This is a genomic window from Kitasatospora sp. NBC_01302 (assembly GCF_035976515.1).
Classification (GTDB): Bacteria; Actinomycetota; Actinomycetes; order Streptomycetales; family Streptomycetaceae; genus Kitasatospora.
Genome location: NZ_CP108404.1, coordinates 7382318 through 7405197 on the forward strand (window position 1 = coordinate 7382318; position 22880 = coordinate 7405197).

The following is a 22880-nucleotide window of genomic DNA, read 5'->3' on the forward strand; positions in this document are numbered from 1 at the left end:
CCCTCCGCTCCGGAGGGCGGCCGACCCGTTTCGTGGTCCCGCTGTCAGTCGGTGCTGCGGCGCAGCAGGTAGCTGTCCATGATCCAGCCCTTGCGCTGCCGGGCCTCGTCGCGCACCTCGCGGATGCGCTCGGCGGTCTCGGCGAGCGGGCCCGCGGCGAGGATCTCGTCGGGCGTGCCCAGGTAGGCGCCGTAGAAGATCTCCAGGCCCTGCGGATCGATCTCGGTGAACGCGGCGCGTCCGTCCAGCATCACCACCACGTCGTCCACCCCCTCGGGGAACCCCTGGGCGAGCCGACGCCCGGTGGTGACCTGCACCGCGCGGCCGACCCGGGTCAGGGTGGTGCGGTGGCGGGCGGCCAGCACCGAGATGCTGCTGATGCCGGGGATCACCTCGTAGTCGAAGTCCGCCCCGGCCCGCTCGCGCACCTGCTCGACCACCGCGATCACGCTGTCGTACAGGCTCGGGTCGCCCCAGACCAGGAACGCGCCGGTCTGCTCCGGGCCCAGGTGCTCGGCCATCAACTCCTCGACCAGGTCGGCCCGGCGCCGGCGCCAGTCGTCCACCGCCTCGGTGTAGGCGGGCGTGCGGCGGTCGCGCTCGGCGTCCGGCACCTCGACCACCCGGTGGCCGGGCCGCGCGTGGTCGGCGAGCAGTTGGCGCCGCAGCTGGATGAGGTCCTGGCGCTGCTCGTTCTTGTCCAGGATGAAGAAGACGTCGGTGCGGGCGATGGCCTTGACCGCCTGCAGCGTCAGGTGGTCGGGGTCGCCCGCGCCGATGCCGATGATGAGGATGTGCCGCATACCGGTGATTGTGCCCGTCAGGCCGCCGGGCGCCGACGGCGGGTCACCGGTCGGCCGCTTCGGTGCGGGCGGCCGCATCGGTGTGGTCGGCCGCTTCGGTGCGGGCGGCCGGCGCGACGCGGGCGCCGGTCAGGTCGGCGAGCAGGGCCAGCGCCGGGCGCAGGTCCGGCTCGGTGGTCAGGGCGCGGCGGAGCAGGACCTGCGCCGCCGGGGCGTCACCGCCGCGCAGCTGCGCGAGGGCCTCGTTGTAGTCGATCCGGCCGGCGTAGCGCAGCCGGACCAGGACGGCCAGGTCCTCGCGGCAGGACGGGCAGCGCAGGCTCTCCTGGTCCGCCGGGACCGCGCACTGCGGGCAGGGCACCTCGATGGGCGGCAGGTCCGGCGGGTTGGCGGCGGTGCTCATCGGGGGCCGGCCTCCTCGGGGCGGACCGGGCCGAGCGACTCCGGTGCCGGCTCGTCGCCCAACTCCCGCTGCGCCTCGGTGTAGAGCAGCAGCAGGGCCGAGTTGTGCCGGTTGGCAGCGGCCATGTTGGCCGACTCGACCGCCTCGTCCAGCCCGCGCAGCTCGGCCAGGATCCGCTGGGCCAGAGCGGGGGAGACCAGGCTCTGGCTGACGTAGACATTGCACATGGTCAGCATCCGGAAGGTGTGCCCGAGCGAGGCGCACAGCTCGTCCGCCTCCGAGGCCGCGGCCACCGCGCCCTCCCAGTCCGCTGCCTCGCGCCGGTCGCGCAGCCGCGCGGCCACCGCGCGCAGCCGCACCAGGTCACTGGGGTCCAGGTGCTTCTCGCAGTAGTGGATGAACAGGCTCAGGTACGCCTCCGAGCCGCGCACCCAGCGCTGCGCCTGGAGCTGGAACTGGGCCCGCTCCAGTGCCGCGTCCACCGACCGGCCCCTGGTCTGGCCCGCGGCCATGTCGTCCAGCGTGTCCATCAGCTGCCTGGCCTCGCGCAGTTCGGCCTCGGTGAGCTCCTCGCCCCAGCGGTCGGTGAAGCTCTCGATCTGCCGCTGCTGGTCCTCCACCTGCACCTTGAGCTCGGGGTCGAGGGTGACCCGCTCCAGCTTGACGGTCTTCTGCTCGCCGCCCTGGATCCGCACCGAGAGGGTGATGGTGCGGTCCCGGTCCAGGCCGAAGGAGACGTCCACCGGGGTGCGTCCGCCCAGGCCGCCGGGCAGCCGCAGGGAGAGGTGGCCGATCAACTCGTTCTGCTGGGCGGTCTCGTGCTCGCCCTCGTAGACCGCGACCTCCAGGCGCTGGCGGCCACTGCCGGAGACCACGAACTCGCGGCTGACCGGCGAGGTGGTCGGATAGCTGGTGTTCTTGGGGATGATGACGGCCAGCCGGCCGTCGTTGAGCTCGATGCCCAGGTTCTTCGGGGTGATGTCGAAGGGGTCGGTGACCTGCATCAACTCGCCGCAGGAGGAGCAGACTTCGGTGCCGGGAGGGTTGACGGTGCCGCAGCTCGCGCAGCGCAGTCCCACGTCCTCGGCCGCGCTGGTGCCACCGGCGGCGCCGGTCAGCGACATCCCGCACAGCTCGCAGCTGGTGGCGCCGGGGGCGGCCGGGGTGCCGCAGCGCGGGCAGCCGTGGGCCGGTGCGGCGGGGGCGGGGGCAGCCGTCGTCGCGGTCGGTGCGCTGGTGGCGCCGGCGGATCCGCCGGCAGGGGTGGTCCCGGCGTCGGCGGCCTCGGCGACCGGCCGGTGGCCGCACTTGGGGCAGGCCTCGGCCGCGGCGTCCACCGGAAGACGGCACCCCGGGCAGGAGAGGCGGGGGCCGCCGAGCAGCGAGGCGGCGCAGTTGGCACAGGCCGAGGCGGCCAGGTCGCCCGGGGCGCGGCACTCCGCGCACTCCACCTCGGCGACCAGCGCGGACTGCACGGCCGCGCCCAGTGCCACGCACTGCATCGGGTTGACCCCGCGGCGGATCCGCTGGTGGCCGAAGACCTCGCCCAACCGCCGTGCCACCAGCGGGATCGAGGTCGAGCCGCCGACCAGCAGTACCTCGTCGATGTCCCCGACGGTGAGGTTGGCCTGCATGATGGCCTTCCGGGTCAGCTCGATCGTGCGCTCGATCCGGCCCCTGATCAACTCCTCGAAGCGGGAGCGCTCGAAGACCGTCTCCAGGACCAACTGGCCCGCGCCGAGGCCGGGCAGGACCACCTCCGAGGCTTCCTGGTCGGACAGCTCGATCTTGACCACCTCGGCGGCGGCGGCGATCCGGGGCCGGTCCCGGCGGTCGGGCTGGTAGTCGCTGCCGTGCTCGGCGCGGATGTCCGCCAGCAGCGCGCTGGTGATGGCGCGGTCGAAGTCGTCACCGCCGAGCAGGTTGTCGCCCTCGATGCCGAGCACCGAGACCGAGCCGGGCACCAGCAGCAGGATGGAGATGTCGAAGGTGCCGCCGCCCAGGTCGTAGACGAGCACGGTACGGGCCTCGTCCCCGGCCTCGCCGGTCATCCCGTAGGCGAGGGCGGCCGCGGTGGGCTCGTTGATGACCCGCAGCACGTGCAGGCCCGCCAGCCGGCCGGCCTCCTGGGTGGCGGCGACCTGACGCTCGCCGAAGTAGGCGGGGACGGTGATGACGGCCCGGTGGAACGGTTCGCCGAGGCGCTGCTCGGCGTCCTCCTTGAGCCGGCGCAGGATGATCGCGGAGATCTCGATCGGGGTGTAGGAACGGCCGTCGAACCAGACGTTGACGTCGCCGTCGGTGCCGGCGGTGACCTTGTAGTCCAACTCGTCGAGGGCTGCCTGCACTTGTGGGTCGCGGAACTTGCGGCCCATGAAGCGCTTGACCGAGCGGATCACGTTCTCGCCGTCCAGCGCCAGACGCCCGCGGGCGGTGGAGCCGACCAGCAGCTCGCCGCGCCGGCCCCGGCCGACCACGGAGGGGGTGGCCTCCTGGTTCTGCCGGTTGAAGAGGATCTCCGGTTCGCCACGGCGGAGATGGGCCACCACGGAGTTGGTGGTCCCCAGGTCGATCCCGAGCGTGCGGTACATGTCGTTCCCCTCTGACTATCGCTTGCGTCGCCCGCGCCGGGCCTTGGCCTTACGAGTCCCGCGGGCTTGCGTCCGGGCCTTGCGGGGAGCGCTCTTCGGGGGGCCGGCCGTGGGGAGCGCGGGCGGCTCGGTGTCCGTGGGCGGGGCGGCGTCCGTGAGCGGTTCCGTGGGCGGTGCGGCTTCGGGGGCCGGCCCAGCCCAGGGGGCCGCGGTCGCGTCGGTGGTGTCGGGGACGGTCTCGGGGGTGGTGGCGGGGGTGGTGGCGACCACCACCTGCGCCCGGCGGAGCACCTCGTCCTGCCAGAAGAAGCCGGTGACCACCGTCTGGACCACCGTCTCCGGTGGCACGTCGGCCCGCGGCTCGCCGCCCACGATCTCGGCCAGCGCCGGGTCCGCCGCCAGCCCGTCCAGCCGCATCGGGCGCACGCCCGCCTTGGCCAGCTTCCCCAGCAGCCGGCGGCGGGTGGCGTCGATCCCCGCGCGCCGCCCCGGCAGCACCGACTCCCGGTCTTGCGACAGCGCCACCAGCGCGTCGTCCACCTCGACCAGCAGCCCGAGCAGCTCCTGTTGCGCCTCCCGGGCGGCCCGCGCCTCCTCACCCCGCAGCCGTTGCAGCAGCGAGCAGCGGTAGAGCAACTGGCTGAACGCCTGGGCCAGATCGACCTCCAGCGCCCGCTGCGGCACCGCCAGGGGCTCGCCCGGCACAGGCGTCAGTGGCGGCTCGTGCGGCTCGTGCGTCTGTGGCATCTGTGGCGTCTGTGGCGTCTTGTGAGTCTCGTGCGTCTGGGGCGTCGTCATGCCGCTCACTCCGGGATCTCGATCGGCGGCAGCACCGACAGGTCGGCGGCGAAGCGCGCGGGGACGGGCGGCTCCGGGTCCACGCCGGCCGGCGGCGGCTCCGCGAAGTCCGCCGCCAACTCCGCACGGTGCAGCACCAGAAGCGACTCGGCGCTCGGCAGTGGCGGCCGGTCGATCACCAGCAGCGGCTCGGCCAGGGCCGGGGCCAGCAACTCGGCGACGCCCGACACCGGGTCGGGCGGCAGCACCTGCTGGACGTCCAACTCCAGCCGCCGGTCCGGGTTGCGCAGCAGGGCCGCCGCCTCCTGGATCTGCTGGCGGGTGAAGCGGCCCCGCTTGACCGCCGGTCCCACGGCGAGGTTGATCTCGCGTACGCCGGCGCTGAGCGGGACACCCAGGACCTCGTACGGCGACGGTTCGTGCAGCGGCATGGTGGCGGTCTCGTCTCCCTGGTGTGGACGGGCCTTGCGGGTGGATGCGGGAACGGGCGGATCAGCGCAGCGAGTTGATCCGCCGCTGGAGGTTGCGCAGGTTCCGGTCTTTTGGGTCGTACTGCACGGCCTGTGCGATCAGGCTTCTGGCCTGCCGGAGTTGGCGCATGTTCGCCTGGCGGACGGCGTGCGCGCCGCAGACGATGCCCAGCTCCTCGCGCACCTTGCCGGCCGCCACCGGGTTGGGCGCCAGCTTCAGTGCCTCCTCCAGCAGCGTGGTGGCGTCCTGGAAGCGCTTGGCGCCGAAGTGGTCCGCCGCCTCGCTGCGCCAGACGGCGAGCATCAACCCGCGCAGCTCGACCGAGTCGTCGTAGGAACGGGCCAGCTGCAGCAGCGCGGACCGCTCCCGGAACGGGCGGTCCCGGTACTCCTCCAGGGTGTTGGCCAGCAGCACCGCGAGCCGGCGCGGGGCCTCCCGGGCGGTGTTGCCGTTCCAGTCCGGATCGGCCTGCAGCGCGGCGGTCATCCGGCCGACGGCCTGCACGCGGTCCTCGGCCAGCGCGGCGGTACGGGCCAGCAGCCCCAGCACGTGGGCGAGGCCGAGCCGGTGCTCCTTCTCCTGCGGCTCCAGGGCGATCAGCTCCTGCCACAGCCCCACCGCCGTCACCAGGCTCTGCTCCGGCCCGGGGGCGCTGAGTTCACGGGCCCGGTTGCCCAGCGCAGCTGCCAGGAAGTGCCGGGCGGTCGGATCCTGCGGAGCCAGCTCGATCGCCTGGCGCAGCAGGGCCAGCGCGCGGGTGAACTCCTTGTCCTCGTTGCTGATCTTCCGGGCCAGCTGGGCGTAGGCGGCACCCAGGTTGCTGCGCACCTCCGCGTGCTCGGGGGCCAGCGCCCGGGCCTGCTCCAGCAGGGCCACCGCGCCCGCCTGGTCGTCGCCGGTCTCCTTGAGCAGGGCGCGAGCGGCGCGCAGGCCGCAGTCGGCGGCGATCTCGGCCAGGGCCGGCGGGGTGGGGGCGTCGTCCAGCTGCCGCGCCCGGGTCAGGCAGGCCAGCGCCTCGCGCCAGTCCTGCTGGCGGTGGTGCTCGGTGGCCTGGCTGGTCAGCGCCTCCCGGAGCAGCTCGCGCCAGGCCTCGTCCCGCTCGGGCCCGGGTATCGCGTCGAGCGCGGCGACGGCTGCCGCGTGCCGCCCCTGGAGCAGCAGGTAGCGGTGCGGGCCGAGGGCGCCGAAGAGTCCGAGCGCCTGGGTCACCGGGTGCACGCCGAACGGACCCGGCCGCCGCCAGGGCTGCACAGCGCGTGCGAACCCCCGCTGCCAGTCGAGGAGTTCGGGGCCCGTCGAAGCGCCCTCCAGCAGCCCGGCCAGCGTCGGGCCGAGGATCAGCCGGCGGCTGTCGCCGCTCGGTGCGGATATCCGCAGTTCCTCCTCCTGGGCGAAGGCCTCGGCGCTGTGGGCCTCCATGCCGAGCCGGACGGTCCACGCGGCCACCTCGTCGCCGCTGCGGCCGTGCGCGCGGTCGAGCAGGCGCAGGTCCTCGCGGAGCCGGTCGATGAGTGCGGCGCGGGCGGCGGCCGTGCGCTCGGCCTCGGCCGCCCGCCCGGTGCTGCGGGCGGCCTCGTGCCACAGCTCGGGCTGGTGGAGCGCGGCGGTCAGCGAGCCGATGGTCCACTGCCAGAGCGACTCGTCCTGCTCGACCGCCGTGCCGTCCGGGCCGGCGTCGCTGCCCGTGCCGCCACCACCGGCACCCGCGGTGGCCAGGCGGTAGCCGATCAGCCCGAGGGCGTGCTGCAGCCGCGGGTGCGTCGGGTCCTTGAGCAGCAGCGCGCGGTAGCCCTCCCAGGCCTGCTGGTAGCGGCCCTCGACGGCGTGCAGGTGGGTCTCGTGCTCGGCCAGCAGCGCGAGGGCGGCGCCGGCCTGCGGATGCTCCGGCATCAGGTCGACGACCTGGCGCAGCTCGCCGGCCGCGCGGGCGCTCTGCCCGGCCGCCAGCGCCGCGGCGGCACTGCGCACCAGCACGGCACCGCGCTCGCGGGCCGCACCGGCCGGGAGCGTGGCCAGGGCACCCGCCAGGTCGCCCCGCTCGGCGCGGAGCAGCGCGAGGTCGCGGCGGACCGGATCGGCGCTGCCCTCGCCGAGCACGGCGGCCCAGGCGGACAGGGCGCTCTCGGCCTGCTCCACGAGCCCGGCGCGGCGGGCGCAGTCCAGCAGCGCGCGCAGCGCCGGGCCGACGCAGCCGGCGCAGCGCGGCGACCCGGCGCCGGCCTGCTCGGGGCGGTACAGGTGGTCGGCGCAGCCCTCCCGGCCGCAGCTGCCACAGGCGCCGGTGGCCGTGCGGGCGCAGGAGGTGTCGACGGCGGCGCCGCACGGCGAATGCGGCGCCGCGGAGCTTGGCACGACGCCAGGCGCGGGGCCGGTGGCGGGGGAGTGCCCCGCCGGGCTGTCCAGGAAGCGCTGGTGCCACTCCAGCGCCGCGGGCCAGTTGCCGGCCCGTTCGGCGAGCAGCGCGCGCAGCCGGGCGGTACCGGGGTCGCCCGTCGGTGCGGGCTCCAGCGGTGCGAGCAGCGCCACGGTCTGCACCGGGCGGCCCGTCACCAGGGCGGCGGCGGCCAGGTGGTAGCGCTCGCGCGGGCCGTCGACCGGGCTGAGCAGGGCGGCCACGCCGTCCGCCGCGCCCTGGGCCAGCGCGAGCGCTGCGCGCAGCCGCGCTGTCCGCCGGTCTGCCGTCCGCCGGTCTGCCGTCCGCCGGGCCGCCGTCGCGGGGACCGGCGCCGGGTGCGGTGTGCCTGCCACGCTCGGTCCGGCCGTCCCCGGTGGTGGCGGGGCGGCCACCGCGAGCGCCGCGGCGGCCTGCGTCAGGTCGCGCCGCCCGATCAGCAGCTGCGCCGCCTCGCGCAGTGCGGCCTCCCGCAGCGCCGACCGGTAGCCGGGCGCGGCCGGTGCGTCGGTGACCGCCTGCTGCCAGAGCGCGCGGGCCGCCGCCGGGTCCGCCGCGAGCTGACGGCGGGCCAGCTGGTCCCGGGCCAGGGCGAGCCGGTCCAGCAGGTCCACCCCGCGCAGCGGCTCCCAGCGGGCCAGCGCCCCCGCCGGGTCGCCCGCCCGGGACAGCGCCAGACCGTGGTGGAAGGCGGCGGTCCTGCGCCAGCCGTCCGCCCCTGCGCCCGCCCCGTCACCCATGTCACCCGCGTCACCCGTGTCACCCGGCGCCCGGTCCGCGGCTTCGGCGCGCAGCAGCGGTTCCGCCTCCGCGCCCCGGCCGGCCGCCAGCAGCGCGGCGCCGAGCCGCACCCGGGCCGGCCGCCAGTGCGGCGAAAGGGCCAGCGCCGCCTGGTAGTCGGCCGCCGCATCGGCCGGCCTGGACGCCCGCTCGTGCAGCAGGGCCAGGCCCAACCGAGCAGGTGCATACGTGTGTTGAGTGCCCAGCGCGGCTGTGAACTGCTCCCGCGCCTGCTCGTCCTCGCCACGCAGCAGGGCCAGTCGCCCCAGCGCGTAGCGTGGCCGCGGATCGCGCGGCGCCTCGGCGACCGCGGCCCGCAGGTCGGCCTCGGCGGCCTCCAACGCGCCGAGCTGCTGCTGGGCCAGACCGCGGAAGAGCAGGGACTCCGCGCGCAGCAGCGGCCCCCGGGACCACGGACTGGGCTCGCCCGGCCCGCGGCGCAGCGCCTCCTCGAAGGCCGCCACCGCCGCGGCGTCCTGCTGACGCGCGCTGAGCTGGGCACCCCGGCGGAACCAGAGCTCGCCGCCGCCGCCGGGCGCGGCAGCGGCCAGCAGCGCCTCGGCCTCCTGCGGGCGGCCGGCGCCGTGCAGCAGCGCCGTCCGGGCGAGCACCGGCCAGTCCCGTCCCGGCAGTGCGGCCAGGGCGGCCGTCGTCGCGTGCTCGCGCTGTGCGTCCGGGCCCTCCCGGCAGCGGCGCTGCAGCCAGTCCAGCGCCTCGGCCGCCGCCTCGGCCTCGGCCCCCGGCTCGGCGCCCTGCGCCGTCGCCTGGAGGAAGGCGAGCACCGGCGGCAGGCCGTCATCGGCGGCCGGACCACCGGCGGACCGGACCGCCTCCCCGGCGAGTTGGCGCAGGCTCCACCTGGGCAACTGCCAGGCCGGCTCCGGCAGGAGCGGGAAGGCCTCGCGGTAGAGCGGCAGTGCCGCGGGGGCATCGCCCAGCGCGGCCGTGGCGTCCGCCTGCCCGAGCAGGGCCAGGCCGCGCTGGGCCCGCAGCCCTTCCGGTGCCGCCGCCAGCCGCCGGACCAGCCGGGCATACCGCCGCCGGGCCTGCTCCCGTTGCCCGGCCCTGGCCTGTGCCGCCGCCTTGGCGAGCGCGCGGCCCACCGCGGCCGGGTCCAAGGCGCGTCTGTGCCGAACCAGCGCGGCGCCGCCCGCACCGACCAGCACCACCACGAGCAGCAGCAGTGCGAGCTGCGCCATGCACCGTCCCCTTGCCGTCGAGCTCCGCCGGTTCGCCAGTCACGGCCGGATCCGCGCAGGTCAGACCAACGACCGTGGGCGAAAGGCGATCTGACGCTCCATCATGATGTTGCCAGTGGCATCAGGATAGGCGGCCCCGAGCGAGTGGACCAGCACAATGGCACGATCCAAAGACCGTGCGAGGTGGCCGGGTTCGGCGCTTCGCACCCCTGGCGGCACGGGCGCCGGCGGCGCTCGCCGACCCGCTGCCCCGGCCGGCCGTCGGACGAAAGTATTTTTGATTACTACGTCATGGCGTACGAATAACGCCACGGCACGGATGAATCTGGTGTCATTCGGCGGGCGTGCGCCATCAGCGCGCGCCTATGCGCTGGGTGGGATGCGATTGACGCCTGCGCTCGCGGTCCAGTTATCTGGAAGAGTCGGCAGCTCTGATCTAGGAGTAGTCAATGCCCCGCACAGGATTCCCCGGTGAATTGCGGTCAGGCCGCTTCGCCCATTCCACGAGGTTTTCCCAGCCCGTCCCTCCGTTGCCCGAGGCCACCGCATGCCAACCGCAACCGCGGTCGCGCACCGGTGAGTTCGCGCTGGTGCGGTCGTGAATTCCAGCCCCCTGGAACGGATTCTGCGCGGCCCCAGCGGAATCGGTACAGCAAGTCTGCAACCGCTCCAGCGGACCGCCTCCGCGTCGGCCGCGACGCTGCCGGAATTCGCGCTCCCGGCCGCGGGCGCACCGGCCGACGGCCTCTCCTCGCCGACCCCGTCCGCAGCGCAGAGCCCGTCCGCAGCTCAGGCCCCGTCCGCGGCGCAGAGCCCGCAGGCACCCCAGCGCGAGGGACCGCCCCAGCCGGGCGACCCGATTCCCGGGCTCTACTACCACCCGATCGCCGAGCCCGACCCCGAGCGGGTGGCCGAGGTGAGCCGGCGGATCAAGTCCTGGGCCCTGGACGAGGTCCAGCTCTACCCGCCCGAGTGGGAGGACCAGTTCGACGGCTTCTCGCTCGGCCGGTACATGGTCGCCTGCCACCCGGACGCCCCGACCGTCGACCACCTGATGATCGCCACCCGGCTCATGGCGGCCGAGAACGCACTGGACGACTGCTACTGCGAGGACCACGGCGGCTCGCCGATCGGCCTCGGCGGCCGGCTGCTGCTCGCGCACACGGCACTCGATCCGTTGCACACCACGCAGGAGTACCACCCCCAGTGGGAGGAGTCGCTGAGCTCGGACGCCCCGCGGCGCGGCTACCGCTCCGCCATGGACTACTTCACCCGGTCCGCGACACCCGCCCAGTCGGACCGCTTCCGGCACGACATGGCCCGCCTGCACATGGGCTACCTCGCCGAGGCCGCCTGGGCCGAGACGGGCTACACCCCGCAGACGTGGGAGTACCTGTCGATGCGGCAGTTCAACAACTTCCGCCCCTGCCCCACCATCACCGACACCGTCGGCGGCTACGAACTCCCGGCCCACCTGCACGCCCTGCCCGCCGTGCAGCGGGTCATCGCGCTCGGTTCCAACGCCACCACGATCGTCAACGACCTGTACTCGTACACCAAGGAGCTCGCCTCTCCCGGCAAGCACCTGAACCTGCCGGTGGTGATCGCGGAGCAGGAGAGCTGCTCGGAGCGCGAGGCCTACCTGAAGGCGGTCGACGTGCACAACGACCTGATGCAGACCTTCGAGGCCACCGCGGCGGCGCTGGCTGCCACGCATCCCGATCCGACGCTGCTGCGCTTCCTGCGCGGCGTGGCGACCTGGATCGACGGAAACCACCACTGGCACCAGACCAACACCTACCGCTACAGCCTGCCCGATTTCTGGTAACGATGGAGCTGATGAAGTGACCACGATGGATCTCACCCCCGCCACCGAGACCGCAGCCGCGATCCCCGGTCCCGCGACGGCATATCAGGACGACATCGCCCGCTACTGGGACCAGGAGGCCCGCCCCGTCAACCTGAAGCTCGGCGACGTGGACGGCCTCTACCACCACCACTACGGGATCGGGGACGTCGACGTCGCCGCGCTGGGTGCCGCCGACGACAGCGAGCGCGAGAAGAAGGTGATCGCCGAGCTGCACCGGCTGGAGTCCGCGCAGGCCGACGTGCTGCTCGACAACCTGGGCGCGATCACCCGCGACAGCATGCTGGTGGACGCCGGCTGCGGGCGCGGCGGCTCGATGGTGATGGCGCACCAGCGCTTCGGCTGCCGGGTCGAGGGCCTGACCCTCTCGGCCAAGCAGGCGGACTTCGCCAACCAGCGGGTCCGGCAGCTCGGCATCGAGTCCTATGTCCGGTCCCAGGTCTGCAACATGCTGGACATGCCGTTCGAGACCGGCCAGGCGGCCGCCTCGTGGAACAACGAGTCCAGTATGTACGTCGACCTGCACGACCTGTTCGCCGAGCACGCGCGCATCCTCTCGGTCGGTGGCCGCTACGTGACCATCACCGGCTGCTGGAACCCGGTCTACGGGCAGCCCTCCAAGTGGGTCTCGCAGATCAACGCCCACTTCGAGTGCAACATCCACTCCCGCCGCGAGTACCTGCGCGCGATGGCCGACAACCGCCTCGTCCCGAACGCCGTGATCGACCTCACCGCGGCCACGCTGCCGTACTGGGAGCTGCGGGCCACCTCCTCGCTGGTCACCGGCATCGAGGAGGCGTTCCTCTCGTCCTACAGGGACGGTTCCTTCCAGTACCTGCTGATCGCCGCCGACCGGGTCTGACCGACCCTGCCCGGCCCGCAGCCCAGGGGCACCCCGCGACCGGGGTGCCCCTGGGCCGTGTCAGCCGGTCGGCGGGATGTCGTAGATGTTGCCCGGAGTCGCGATGCCGGTGATGGCCTTTGCGATCACCGTGCTCGGTTCGTACCCCTGGTACGTGATGTCGGAGTTGATCAGCACGACCAGCGTGGCCTGCTGCGACGGCAGGTAGACGGCGACGCTCTCGTAGCCCGGGAGCGAGCCGTTGTGTCCGATCCAGCCGCTGATGTCGACCAGGCCCAGCCCGTAACCAGCCTGCGGATTGGCGGAGTTGACGGGAATGAAGTTGGTCCGCTGAGCCTGGACCGCATTGCCGAGCAGGGTGCCGGTGGCGACGTCGACGGCCCACTTGTGCAGGTCGTTCAGCGTCGAGACCTCAGCGCCGGCCGCCCAGGCCCAACTGGGGTCCCAGTTCGTGGAGATGGCCTCCTGGCCGGTCGGGGTCTGGACGGTGTAGCCCTGGGCGTGCGGGTCGGCGAGCGCGGTGCCGCTGGCCAGGTAGGTGTTGCTGAGCCCGGCCGGGCCGGTCACGTGGTCGTGCAGGTAGCCGGCGAGGTCCTGGCCGGACACCTTCTCGACCACCAGGCCGAGCAGGATGTAGTTGGAGTTGTCGTACAGGAACTGGCTGCCGGGTGCGAACAGGTTCGGATGGGCGAACCCGAGCGCGACCAACTGCTCCGGCGTCCACGGCGCGGTCGGGTTCGCGAGGAACTTGTTGATGAAGGTCGAGTCGGAGGTGTACGGGAACAGCCCGCTGCGCATCTCCAGCAGCTGACGCAGCGTGATGTTGTCGCCGTTCGGGACCCCGGAGACGTACTTCGAGATCGGATCGTCCAGCCCGACCTTGCCCTGGTCGACGAGCTGGAGCACGGCCGTGGCGGTGAAGGTCTTGGTCTCGCTGCCGAGCCGCATGTGGAGGTCGGTGCTCATCGGCGTCTTGGTCGCGGAGTCGGCATAGCCGAACGTACGCACGTAGTCGGGCTGCCCCGGCTGCCACAACCCGACGATGGCGCCCGGTACACCGGTCTGCTGCAACGCCTGCTGGATGGCACTGTCGAGCCTGCCCGCCTCCGTGCCGGGCTGGTCCTGCTGCACCATCCGGGCGGGGGCGGCGGCCTGAGCCGGTACGGCCGCCACCTGCAGCAGCCCGGCAAGGGCCAGCGCGGCAGCCGCGATTGCTTTGCGGGTGGGTAGGGCTCTCATAGGTCGATCGTCAACCTTCCACGCCCCCCGCGCGATTCGACCGGCCACCCCACCCCGCTCGGCCACCCTCCGCGCATCCCCGCCCACGGAACGTCGCCCTCGGCCGGTGTGGGGCTCGGAAAGTCATCGCTGCAGGTGGCAGCAGTAGGGCGATCTCGGCTGGCACTATCTCCGGGTGATCGTCTCGCTGTTGTACACGGTGACCCGCAAGCTGTTGTCCGCCCCGGGGGTGCTGCTGCGCCGCGACACCGCGAAGGATGCCGAGTTGCTCGTGCTTCGGCACGGGAACGCGGTGCTGCGTCGCCAGATCGCCGGGCCGGTCCGCTACGAGCCGACGGACCGGCTCTGGCTGGCAGCGCTGGCGGGACTGATACCCCGTCACCGGTGGCGCGAGGTCTTCCCGGTCGCTCCCGGCACGCTGCTGGCTGGCATCGTAGGTTCATTGCGGCGAAGTGGGACTACAGCGCGCGGCGAACCCGGACCGGGCGCCCGCCGACCCGAACGGCGATCAAGAAACTGATCCTGCAGCTCGCTCGGGAGATCACGAGGTGGGGACACCGGCGGATCCAGGGCGAGCTGGCCCGACTCGGGCATCCGATCGCCGCCTCCACGCTATGGGAAGTCCTCCACGCCGCAGGCATGGACCCGGCCCCATGCCGCATTGGCCCGACCTGGCGCGAGTTCCTCACGAACCAGGCCGAGGGCATCATCGCCGTCGACTACTTCCATCTCGACACTGTGCTGGGACGCCGGCTGTACGCGCTGGCATTCATCGAGCACGGCACCCGGCGTCTGCACATCACCGGCGTCACCGCCCATCCAACGCGGGACTGGGCCGTGCAGCAGGCGCGGAACGTCGCTGCCGACCTGGGCACGCGTATCGAGTCGCTGCGCTTCTTGCTGCGCGACCGCGATGGCAAGTACGGACCGTCCTTCGACGCTGTCTTCGAAGCTGACGACATAGACGTGATCAAGAGCGCGCCGCGAGCTCCCCGGATGAATGCCCACTGTGAACGGGTGATCGGCAGCATCCGGCGCGAGGCTCTCGACCACGTTCTGATCGTGAACGAGGCTCATGCTCGGCAGGTTCTGGGTGCCTATCAACGGCACTACAACGAGCACCGGCCGCACCGTGCCCGCAACCAGCTACCGCCCGCCGCCCACGAGCAGACCACCGTCGTAGACGACCTCGAAGGCCGCAGACTCCTGCGCACTCGCGTCCTCGGCGGCGTCATCAACGAGTACCGGTACGCGGCCTGACCAGCGGCGATGACTTTCCGAGCCCGACAGGACCCCGGTGCGACCGCCCCCATCACCCGCTGGATCGCCGAGGCCGAGGCTCAACGCGTCCGGGCCGAAGCACGCCTGCGGTCCGTCGCCAGTACCCGACGTCCCCCGAGCCTGACCGAACAGCAGATCGCCGGCCTCGTGAACCGGGCTGGCAGCATGGTCGACGTCCTGCAGGATGCCAACCCCGAGACCAAGCGGCAGACCTACGCCGCCCTCGGCCTGCACTGTCAGTACAATCACCCGCAACACAAAATGCAGGTCAGGATCGCTCCTGACCTGCATTCCCTGGCCAACCATGTTGGCCAATGGGTCGTGTCCGAGGGGGGACTTGAACCCCCACGCCCGATAAAGGGCACTAGCACCTCAAGCTAGCGCGTCTGCCATTCCGCCACCCGGACAGGGTGTGTGCCTCGGGGTTCTTCGTGCTGTCCCCCGCGGCGACAGAGAGAACACTATCAGGCTTTCGGGGTACCTCCGACCCACCCGTCCCCGCCGCCCACCTGCGGTTCTCGCTCCCCGTGGGCGTCCGGGTGGCTGCCCACGTCCCGGGCGCGGGGGCGGCTGCGACCGGCGACGACGGCGGGTCGGGGTGGATGAACGGTCGTGGGCCGGAGGCGCAGGGAAAGTCGGCCAGGAAGTGGGCTGTTGTGGTCATGGTCGGTCGGAAACGGTCTGCCAGGGGCAAGTTCCTCGACCGGGCGCGGGGATTCCGGTCGCTCTCCTAGCCTCGGACATGAAGGGGAGCCCTGAACGGAACACCCCGTTCCCGGATGGTCGGCCGGTGCCGGCGGTGCCTCCCGAGGCCCGACGAAGGGTGGCTGGACGTGGAGCGGACGACGACGGGGACTTCGACGGTGGTGGCGCCGGTCCAGGTGCCGGACGGGGTCGAGGTGGAGCGGGCCGCCGACGGGCTGTGGCGGATCGTCGCCGGGGCGCGGGAGTCCTCGGTGCCGCGGGTCCGGCACGCGGTGCGTGACCTGCTACGGGCCCGCGGGCTGGCCGGGGAGTGCTACGAGGACCTCACCGACGGCCTGCTGCTGATCGTCTCGGAACTGGTCACCAACGCCGTCACGCATGCCGCGGTGCTCTCGCCCCGGGTGACCACGGAGGTGTCGATCGGCCGCGGCCAGGTGCGGGTGGCGGTGGAGGACGGGCACCCGCACCGGCCCAAGGCCGTGCAGAGCGATCCCGAGCAGACCGGCGGGCGCGGGCTGCTGCTGGTCAAGAGCATCGCGCTGGCGGCCGGCGGCGCCTGCGACGTGGAGCGGACCGGCGACGGCGGCAAGGTGATCTGGGCCTCGCTGCCGCTCCCCGCCGCCGAGCGGGCGGGGAGCGGCGCGAGCAGCCGTTGAACGGCCCCACGAGGGCGCCGATCGGCCCGGACCTACCAGCTCGGTCCGGCGATCTCCCGGATCCCCGGCAGGGCGGCCTCGAAGACCGTGTTGAACCAGACCGAGAACGGCCGCTCCTGCTGGAGCTCCTTCAGTTCCCGGGCCGTCACGAAGCGGGTGTCGTCGACCTCCTCCGGGTCGGGCCGCAGCTCGTCGGTGAGCAGGCCGACGAAGAGGTGGTTCCACTCCCGCTCGATCAGCCCGGAGGCCTCGTCCGGCAGGTCGTAGCGCACGGTGCCCGCCGCGCCGAGCAGGCTGGGGGCGGCGCCGAGCTCCTCGGCGGTGCGCCGGGCGGCGGCCACGAACGGCGGCTCGCCGGGGTAGGGGTGGCCGCAGCAGGTGTTGGACCAGACGCCGGGGGAGTGGTACTTGCTCAGCGCGCGGCGCTGCAGCAGCAGCCGGCCCTGCTGGTCGAAGAGGAAGACCGAGAACGCCCGGTGCAGGTGGCCGGGCTGCTGGTGGGCCCAGAGCTTCTCGGCGGTGCCGATGGTGGCACCCTCGTCGTCCACCAGCTCGAGCAGGATCTCGGGAGCGGCCGCGGGCTCCGCGACCCCGCCGGCCGGGTCGGTGGCAAGGCTGGTCGATGAACTCTCGGGCATAGCGCCTCTTTCGGCACGGGGACCGGCGCCGCCACCCGGATACGCCACCCGGGCGAGCCCCCCCGGTCCAGCGGACGGCAGCACACCCCCGGGCGCGAACAGTGCCGTGTCGCGTACGGAGGGCATCGGTGCCAGTCTGCCGTATGCCCGAGGTGCTGGGACGGATTCGACGCACCATCCCCGGGATCACCGGTGCGGGGGAGCCGGGGAGCAGCATCGACCAGAACGGATGTCCGAGTGGGTCGATATTTTCGTACACCAGTCCGACACGTGACCGCCACGCAACCGTCCGAGCACCCTCACCGGAGGGCCGGATCCGCCTCCCGCGGCGCACCTGCGGGGGCCGGGCGGCGTTCGGGCCGGTGGTGCCGGTCGCCTACCATCACTAACGACACGGTGCACCGCCGAGCGGCGGGACCGGGGCGTCGTTCCGTGGGCGGGCACATGCGGGTACGGATGTGCACCGGCAGGCCCGCGGACGGTCGAGGGGAACCCCAGGGCGGCACTGCGCACCCGGTACCGACGAAACAGGAGACCCCGCATGATCGGCCTCGTTCTGGCGGCCGGAGCCGGCCGCCGGCTCCGCCCGTACACCGACACCCTGCCCAAGGCGCTGGTGCCGGTCGACGGCGAGAAGACCGTGCTGGATCTCACCCTCGGCAACTTCGCCGAGGTCGGCCTGCGCGAGGCCGCGATCGTGGTCGGCTACCGCAAGGAGGCCGTGTACGAGCGCCAGGAGGCACTGGAGCAGAAGTACGGCGTCAAGCTCACCCTGGTCGAGAACGACAAGGCCGAGGAGTGGAACAACGCCTACTCCCTCTGGTGCGCCCGTGAGCTGTTCGCCGAGGGCCTGCTGCTGGCCAACGGCGACACCGTGCACCCGGCCTCGGTGCAGCGCACCATGCTGGACGGCAACGACCGCCTGATCGCCGAGGGCCGCACCCCGGGCATCCTGCTCGCGCTGGACACCCACAAGAAGCTGGCCGACGAGGAGATGAAGGTCGTCGTCGACCCGGTCAAGGGCGTGCAAAGGATCACCAAGCTGATGGACCCGGCCGAGGCGACCGGCGAGTACATCGGCGTCACCGTGATCAACCCGTCCGCCGCCGCAGACCTGGCCGACGCGCTGCGCACCACCTACGAGCGCGACCCGCAGCTCTACTACGAGGACGGCTACCAGGAGATGACCGACCGCGGCCTGCGGATCGACGTGCAGCCGATCGGCGAGGTCTCCTGGGTCGAGGTCGACAACCACGAGGACCTGGCCAAGGCCCGGGAGATCGCGTGCCAGTACTGACCCGGCTGATTCCCTCGCCGGTCTTCGTCGAGATCCGCCCGGGTGCCCTGGACTCGCTGGCCGGCATCCTCGCCGACCAGCGGCTGTCGACCGCCGGGCGGGTCGCGGTGGCGATCAGCAACGGCTCGGGGGCCCGGCTGCGCGACCGCCTGCTGCCGATGCTGCCGAACGCCGACTGGTTCGAGGCCGGGGACGGCACCCTGGACGGCGCGGTGCGGCTGGCGGACGAGGTCAAGAGCGGCCACTACGACGTCCTGGTGGGCCTCGGGGGCGGTAAGATCATCGACGCCGCCAAGTACGCCGCCGCGCGGGTCGGGCTGCCCCTGGTCGCCGTCGCCACCAACCTGGCGCACGACGGCATCTGCTCGCCGGTCTCGACCCTCGACAACGACGCGGGGCGGGGCTCCTACGGGGTGCCCGGACCGATCGGCATCGTGGTCGACCTGGACGTGATCCAGCAGGCCCCGCAGCGCTTCGTGGCGGCCGGCATCGGTGACGTCCTGTCCAACATCTCGGCCTGTGCCGACTGGGAACTCTCCCAGCGCGAAACGGGCGAGAAGGTGGACGGACTGGCGGTGGCGATGGCCCGCTCGGCGGGCGAGAACCTGCTGCACCACCCGGGCGCCCTGGAGGACGCGGACCTCCTTACGGCGCTCGCGGAAGCACTGGTACTGTCCGGCATCGCGATGAGCATCGCGGGCAGCACCCGGCCTTCCTCGGGTGCCTGTCACGAGATCTCGCACGCCTTGGACGTGCTCTATCCCAAGCGTTCGGCTCAGCACGGCGAACAGGTCGGCCTCGGCGCGGCCTTCGCGAGCTTCCTGCGGGGCGAGCACGAGCTGACCGGGCTGATCGTCGACCGTCTGCGGGCCCACGGCCTGCCGGTGACTGCCGATCAGATCGGTTTCACCGAGGCGGAGTTCATCGAAGCGGTGCACTACGCTCCGAATACCCGCCCGGGGCGCTTCACGATTCTTGAGTACCTCGACCTCTCCCCAGCAGCGATCAGGGACGCGTACGCCGACTATGTCCAAGCCGTCAACAGCTGAGCCCCGAGCCTCGGCCGCCGCCGCGCCCCCGGTCGCCGGCCGCGCCGTGGTCGACCTCGCGGTTCGCCCCTCGATCGAGGAGCTGCGCGCGGTGATCCACCCGGCGGGCATGCTCCAGCGCCGCAGCGCCGAGCACTGGGCGGGCCGGCTCTACATGCGCGGCATCTCGCTGCGGATCACCCGGGTGCTGTCGACGGTCACCGCGATCACGCCCAACGGCCTGACCTACGCGATGATGTGCACCGGCGTCCTGGCCGGTGCGGGGCTGCTCCTCCCGGGCCTCGCCGGTGCGGTCGTCGGCGCGCTGCTGATCCAGCTCTACCTGCTGCTCGACTGCGTGGACGGCGAGGTGGCCCGCTGGCGCCGGCAGACCTCGCTGACCGGCGTCTACCTGGACCGGGTCGGCCACTACATGTCGGAGGCCGCGCTGCTCACCGGCCTCGGCCTGCGCGGCGCCGACCTGCTGCACCGCAGCGGCGGCGCCACCCACTGGGAGTGGGCCTTCCTCGGCACCCTGGCCGCGCTCGGCGCGATCCTGATCAAGTCCGAGACCGACCTGGTCGACGTCGCCCGGGCCCGCAGCGGAATGACGGCGGTGGCCGACAGCGCCTCGGTGCCGCGCTCCGCCGGCGTGGCCAGGGCCCGCCAGGTCGCCTCGCTGCTGAAGTTCCACCGGCTGGTCGGTGCGGTCGAGGCCTCGCTCCTCATCCTGGCCGCCGGGATCGCCGACGCGGTGCACGGCGGGCTCCTCTTCACCCGTCTCGCGGTGGTCGTGCTGGCCGCGATCGCCATGCTGCAGACCGTTCTCCACCTGCTCAGCATCGTCCTCTCCAGTCGGCTGCGGTGAAAGCTTCGATGAACAACACCACGAACAACACCACGACGAACACCACGCCCGCGGGCACCAGGGCCGACGACTTCCGTCTCGGCGCCGTGATCATCACCATGGGCAACCGCCCGGCCGAACTGAACGCGCTGATCGAGTCGGTCCAGCGCCAGCAGGGCCCGGCCGTCGAGCTGGCCGTGGTCGGCAACGGCGCCCCGCTGCCGCCGCTGCCCGCCGGCGTGCGCGCCGTCGAGCTGCCCGAGAACCTCGGGATCCCCGGCGGTCGCAACGTGGGGATCGAGCTGTTCGGCCCCGACGGCCGCGACGTCGACGCGGTGCTCTTCCTGGACGACGACGGCTCGCTGCCCAACCCGGACTCGGCCCGCCTGCTGCGCGAGGCCTTCACCGCCGACCCGGGGCTCGGCATCGTCAGCTTCCGGATCGCCGACCCCGACACCGGCGTCACCCAGCGCCGGCACGTCCCGCGGCTGCGCGCCGCCGACCCGCTGCGCTCCTCGCGGGTCACCACCTTCCTCGGCGGCGCCAGCGCGGTCCGCTCGACGGTGTTCGAGCAGGCCGGGCAGCTGCCCGCCGACTTCTTCTACGCCCACGAGGAGACCGACCTCGCGTGGCGGGCGCTGGACGCAGGGTGGTCGATCGACTACCGCGCGGACATCGTGCTGCACCATCCCACCACCTCGCCCGCCCGGCACGCCTCGTACTTCCACAACGTGGCGCGCAACCGGGTGTGGCTGGCCCGACGGAACCTCCCGGCCCCGTTGGTGCCTCTCTACCTGTGCACCTGGCTGCTGCTCACCCTGGCCCGCCGCCCCTCCGGGGAGGCGATGAAGGCCTGGTGGGGCGGCTTCCGGGAAGGCTGGCGCAAGCCGTGCGGCGAGCGACGGCCGATGCGATGGCGTACTGTATGGCGATTGACCAGGTTGGGCAGACCGCCGGTCATCTGATCACCCGGTCAGCGGACCACCACACCGCCACCCGGACCCCCGTGATCCCCCATGGATCTCCCCGCCGAGAGCCCGGCGACTGCCCCCGGCCAGCAGCCGGACTTCCGAGCCCGTGAAGGACGAATGTGTCGACAGTGACTGAACCGATCAACCTCTCACTACCAGGGGGTGTTGACACCGGACTGACCCCGAAGCAGCTCGCCGACAAGTACGGTCTGAGCATCAGCGGCGCCCGGCCAGGGCTCTTCGCCTACAGCAAGCAGTTGTGGGGACGCCGCCACTTCATTTTCGCCTTCGCGACCGCCCGGCTGGTGGCGCAGTACACCACGGCGAAGATGGGCCAGGTCTGGCAGGTTGTCACGCCACTGCTGAACTGTGCGGTCTTCTACCTGGTCTTCGGCGTCATCCTGAGCGGTAACAACACTCCGAAGTACATTCCGTGGCTCTGCGTCGGCGTCTTCATCTTCCAGTTCATCCAGAGCGCCATCCAGTCCGGCACCGGAGCGATCTCCTACAACCTCGGGCTGATCCGGGCGCTGCACTTCCCGCGCGCCTGCATGCCGATCGCCTTCACCGTGATCCAGCTCCAGCAGCTGCTGATCTCGATGGTCGTGCTGGTCGCCATCATCCTCTCGAACAACCTGATGCCGGGGATGACCTGGCTCCAGGTGATCCCGGCACTGATCCTGCTGTCCTTCTTCAACACCGGTCTGGCGCTGATCATGGCCCGCATCGGTGCGAAGACGAGTGACGTCTCCCAGCTGATGCCGTTCCTGCTGCGCACCTGGATGTACCTGTCCGGCGTCATGTACACCATCTCGGACCACGTCAAGAGCTGGCCGCACTGGGTGCAGGTGATCACTCAGGCGAACCCGGCGTCCGTGTACATGGAGCTCGTTCGGCACGCGATGATCCCGAGCATCTACAGCAAGCACAAGTACCCCGCGCACTACCTGACCATGCCGCACCACATCTGGGAGATGGCCGTCGGCTGGGCGCTGGTGGCCTTCGTGATCGGTTACGTCTTCTTCTGGAAGGCAGAGGAGGAGTACGGCCGTGGCTGACACTGTTACCACCGAGGAGGAGCGCGAGCTCACCGGCGAGGAGCGCGCCGCCCTCCGCCGCGAGCGCGACGCCAAGGCCGTCGCCGCCGCCAAGGAGACCCGCACCCCCACCGTCGTCGTCGACGACGTGCACATCGTCTACAAGGTGCACGGCGCCTCGGCGGGCAAGGGCAGCGCCACCTCGGCGCTCAGCCGCCTGATCTCCCGCAAGCGCTCGCCCGCGATCACCGAGGTGCACGCGGTGCGCGGCGTCAGCTTCACCGCGTACAAGGGTGAGGCGGTCGGCCTGATCGGCTCGAACGGCTCGGGCAAGTCGACCCTGCTGTCGGCCATCGCCGGCCTGCTGCCGACCGAGAAGGGCGGCATCTACACCAACGGCCAGCCCTCGCTGCTCGGCGTGAACGCGGCCCTGATGGACGACCTGACCGGCGAGCGCAACGTGGTCCTCGGCTGCCTGGCGATGGGCATGAGCCCGGAGCAGGTCAAGGCCCGCTACCAGTCGATCGTGGACTTCTCGGGCATCAACGAGAAGGGCGAGTTCATCAACCTGCCCATGCGCACGTACTCCTCGGGCATGGCGGCCCGCCTGCGGTTCTCCATCGCGGCGGCCAAGACCCACGACGTGCTGCTGATCGACGAGGCGCTCTCCACCGGTGACCAGGCCTTCCAGCGCCGCAGCGAGGCCCGCATCCGCGAGCTGCGCAAGGAGGCCGGTACGGTCTTCCTGGTCAGCCACAACAACAACGCGATCCGTGACACCTGCGAGCGGACGGTCTGGATCGAGACCGGCAAGCTGATCATGGACGGCCCGACCGAAGAGGTCGTCGGCATGTACGAACGCGGCGAGCGCCCCTGAGGCGCCCGTAGTCGGTCATCAGGGGCCGGTGCTGGAAACGCGGAGGCGTTCTCGGCACCGGCCCCTGGCGTTCAATCCGTGTGCGCAACGGCGTCCGTTCCGGTTACCCTCGGCGCGCGACCCGGGCGCACCTCCTCT

Annotated in this window: 17 protein-coding genes, 1 tRNA gene and 1 pseudogene; 10 read left to right on the forward strand and 9 right to left on the reverse strand. The window is 72.4% G+C overall.

The window, feature by feature from the left end:
- Positions 1 to 44 precede the first annotated feature (44 nt).
- The 6 genes from cobF to OG294_RS32395 form a co-directional block, all read right to left on the reverse strand.
- Complete coding sequence (gene cobF / locus OG294_RS32370) at positions 45 to 803, reverse strand: precorrin-6A synthase (deacetylating) (protein WP_327070107.1); 759 nt, start codon at positions 801 to 803, stop codon at positions 45 to 47.
- Between the two features lie 43 nt (positions 804 to 846).
- Entirely contained in the window at positions 847 to 1206 is a 360-nt protein-coding gene (locus OG294_RS32375; RefSeq protein WP_327070108.1) for a hypothetical protein, read from the reverse strand.
- Positions 1203 to 3797 (reverse strand): Hsp70 family protein, encoded by a 2595-nt coding sequence (locus OG294_RS32380; protein ID WP_327070109.1) that lies wholly within the window; start codon positions 3795 to 3797, stop codon positions 1203 to 1205. Before OG294_RS32380 ends, OG294_RS32375 begins: the two co-directional genes overlap by 4 nt.
- 15 nt (positions 3798 to 3812) lie before the next feature.
- A complete protein-coding gene (locus OG294_RS32385; protein WP_327070110.1) occupies positions 3813 to 4544 on the reverse strand; it encodes a nucleotide exchange factor GrpE in 732 nt (243 codons plus the stop codon).
- Between the two features lie 56 nt (positions 4545 to 4600).
- Entirely contained in the window at positions 4601 to 5026 is a 426-nt protein-coding gene (locus OG294_RS32390; protein ID WP_327070111.1) for a hypothetical protein, read from the reverse strand.
- A gap of 61 nt (positions 5027 to 5087) precedes the next feature.
- Complete coding sequence (locus OG294_RS32395) at positions 5088 to 9437, reverse strand: hypothetical protein (RefSeq protein ID WP_327070112.1); 4350 nt, start codon at positions 9435 to 9437, stop codon at positions 5088 to 5090.
- Positions 9438 to 10035: 598 nt separating this feature from the next.
- On the opposite strand from OG294_RS32395, the gene OG294_RS32400 reads away from it, so the two are divergent.
- Positions 10036 to 11265: a family 2 encapsulin nanocompartment cargo protein terpene cyclase gene (locus OG294_RS32400; RefSeq protein WP_442789259.1), complete on the forward strand. Its 1230-nt coding sequence runs from the start codon at positions 10036 to 10038 to the stop codon at positions 11263 to 11265.
- Positions 11266 to 11290: 25 nt separating this feature from the next.
- On the forward strand, positions 11291 to 12166 hold the full coding sequence (locus tag OG294_RS32405) for a geranyl diphosphate 2-C-methyltransferase (protein WP_442789374.1): 876 nt from the start codon (positions 11291 to 11293) through the stop codon (positions 12164 to 12166).
- 60 nt (positions 12167 to 12226) lie between these two features.
- On the opposite strand, the gene OG294_RS32410 is transcribed toward OG294_RS32405, so the two are convergent.
- Positions 12227 to 13405 (reverse strand): serine hydrolase domain-containing protein, encoded by a 1179-nt coding sequence (locus OG294_RS32410; protein ID WP_327070114.1) that lies wholly within the window; start codon positions 13403 to 13405, stop codon positions 12227 to 12229.
- A 175-nt stretch (positions 13406 to 13580) separates the two neighbouring features.
- Here OG294_RS32410 and OG294_RS32415 point away from each other — a divergent pair.
- Positions 13581 to 14665, forward strand: a pseudogene (locus tag OG294_RS32415) (integrase core domain-containing protein).
- 343 nt (positions 14666 to 15008) lie between these two features.
- Here the strand turns inward: OG294_RS32415 and OG294_RS32420 are convergent.
- Positions 15009 to 15093 (reverse strand) — tRNA-Leu (locus OG294_RS32420).
- Positions 15094 to 15519: 426 nt separating this feature from the next.
- On the opposite strand from OG294_RS32420, the gene OG294_RS32425 reads away from it, so the two are divergent.
- The gene (locus OG294_RS32425; protein ID WP_442789260.1) at positions 15520 to 16047 is read left to right on the forward strand and encodes an ATP-binding protein; all 528 of its coding nucleotides are present in this window, start codon (positions 15520 to 15522) and stop codon (positions 16045 to 16047) included.
- Between the two features lie 32 nt (positions 16048 to 16079).
- Here the strand turns inward: OG294_RS32425 and idi are convergent, their stop codons facing one another.
- Positions 16080 to 16685 (reverse strand): isopentenyl-diphosphate Delta-isomerase, encoded by a 606-nt coding sequence (gene idi / locus OG294_RS32430; protein WP_327070115.1) that lies wholly within the window; start codon positions 16683 to 16685, stop codon positions 16080 to 16082.
- Positions 16686 to 17226: 541 nt separating this feature from the next.
- On the opposite strand from idi, the gene OG294_RS32435 reads away from it, so the two are divergent.
- The 6 genes from OG294_RS32435 to OG294_RS32460 all read left to right on the forward strand — a co-directional run bounded on the left by OG294_RS32435 (position 17227) and on the right by OG294_RS32460 (position 22742).
- Positions 17227 to 17982 carry a phosphocholine cytidylyltransferase family protein gene (locus OG294_RS32435; protein WP_327070116.1) on the forward strand — a complete coding sequence of 252 codons (756 nt, stop codon included), beginning with the start codon at positions 17227 to 17229 and terminating at the stop codon, positions 17980 to 17982.
- Positions 17970 to 19031 (forward strand): iron-containing alcohol dehydrogenase family protein, encoded by a 1062-nt coding sequence (locus OG294_RS32440; RefSeq protein ID WP_327070117.1) that lies wholly within the window; start codon positions 17970 to 17972, stop codon positions 19029 to 19031. Before OG294_RS32435 ends, OG294_RS32440 begins: the two co-directional genes overlap by 13 nt.
- Before the next feature lie 109 nt (positions 19032 to 19140).
- On the forward strand, positions 19141 to 19878 hold the full coding sequence (locus OG294_RS32445; protein ID WP_327071751.1) for a CDP-alcohol phosphatidyltransferase family protein: 738 nt from the start codon (positions 19141 to 19143) through the stop codon (positions 19876 to 19878).
- A 98-nt stretch (positions 19879 to 19976) separates the two neighbouring features.
- The gene (locus OG294_RS32450) at positions 19977 to 20822 is read left to right on the forward strand and encodes a glycosyltransferase family 2 protein (protein ID WP_327071752.1); all 846 of its coding nucleotides are present in this window, start codon (positions 19977 to 19979) and stop codon (positions 20820 to 20822) included.
- 125 nt (positions 20823 to 20947) lie between these two features.
- Positions 20948 to 21886, forward strand: coding sequence for an ABC transporter permease (locus tag OG294_RS32455; protein WP_327070118.1), 939 nt, complete (start codon positions 20948 to 20950; stop codon positions 21884 to 21886).
- Positions 21887 to 22013: 127 nt separating this feature from the next.
- Positions 22014 to 22742: an ABC transporter ATP-binding protein gene (locus OG294_RS32460; RefSeq protein ID WP_327071753.1), complete on the forward strand. Its 729-nt coding sequence runs from the start codon at positions 22014 to 22016 to the stop codon at positions 22740 to 22742.
- Positions 22743 to 22880 lie beyond the last annotated feature (138 nt).

What these genes read in the sequence shown, in the direction of transcription:
- cobF (WP_327070107.1), bottom strand. Translation starts at nt 803, where the DNA reads ATGCGGCACATCCTCATCATCGGCATCGGCGCGGGCGACCCCGACCAC.
- OG294_RS32375 (WP_327070108.1), bottom strand. Translation starts at nt 1,206, where the DNA reads ATGAGCACCGCCGCCAACCCGCCGGACCTGCCGCCCATCGAGGTGCCC.
- OG294_RS32380 (WP_327070109.1), bottom strand. Translation starts at nt 3,797, where the DNA reads ATGTACCGCACGCTCGGGATCGACCTGGGGACCACCAACTCCGTGGTG.
- OG294_RS32385 (WP_327070110.1), bottom strand. Translation starts at nt 4,544, where the DNA reads ATGCCACAGACGCACGAGCCGCACGAGCCGCCACTGACGCCTGTGCCG.
- OG294_RS32390 (WP_327070111.1), bottom strand. Translation starts at nt 5,026, where the DNA reads ATGCCGCTGCACGAACCGTCGCCGTACGAGGTCCTGGGTGTCCCGCTC.
- OG294_RS32395 (WP_327070112.1), bottom strand. Translation starts at nt 9,437, where the DNA reads ATGGCGCAGCTCGCACTGCTGCTGCTCGTGGTGGTGCTGGTCGGTGCG.
- OG294_RS32405 (WP_442789374.1), top strand. Translation starts at nt 11,291, where the DNA reads ATGGATCTCACCCCCGCCACCGAGACCGCAGCCGCGATCCCCGGTCCC.
- OG294_RS32410 (WP_327070114.1), bottom strand. Translation starts at nt 13,405, where the DNA reads ATGAGAGCCCTACCCACCCGCAAAGCAATCGCGGCTGCCGCGCTGGCC.
- idi (WP_327070115.1), bottom strand. Translation starts at nt 16,685, where the DNA reads ATGCCCGAGAGTTCATCGACCAGCCTTGCCACCGACCCGGCCGGCGGG.
- OG294_RS32435 (WP_327070116.1), top strand. Translation starts at nt 17,227, where the DNA reads ATGATCGGCCTCGTTCTGGCGGCCGGAGCCGGCCGCCGGCTCCGCCCG.
- OG294_RS32445 (WP_327071751.1), top strand. Translation starts at nt 19,141, where the DNA reads ATGCTCCAGCGCCGCAGCGCCGAGCACTGGGCGGGCCGGCTCTACATG.
- OG294_RS32450 (WP_327071752.1), top strand. Translation starts at nt 19,977, where the DNA reads ATGGGCAACCGCCCGGCCGAACTGAACGCGCTGATCGAGTCGGTCCAG.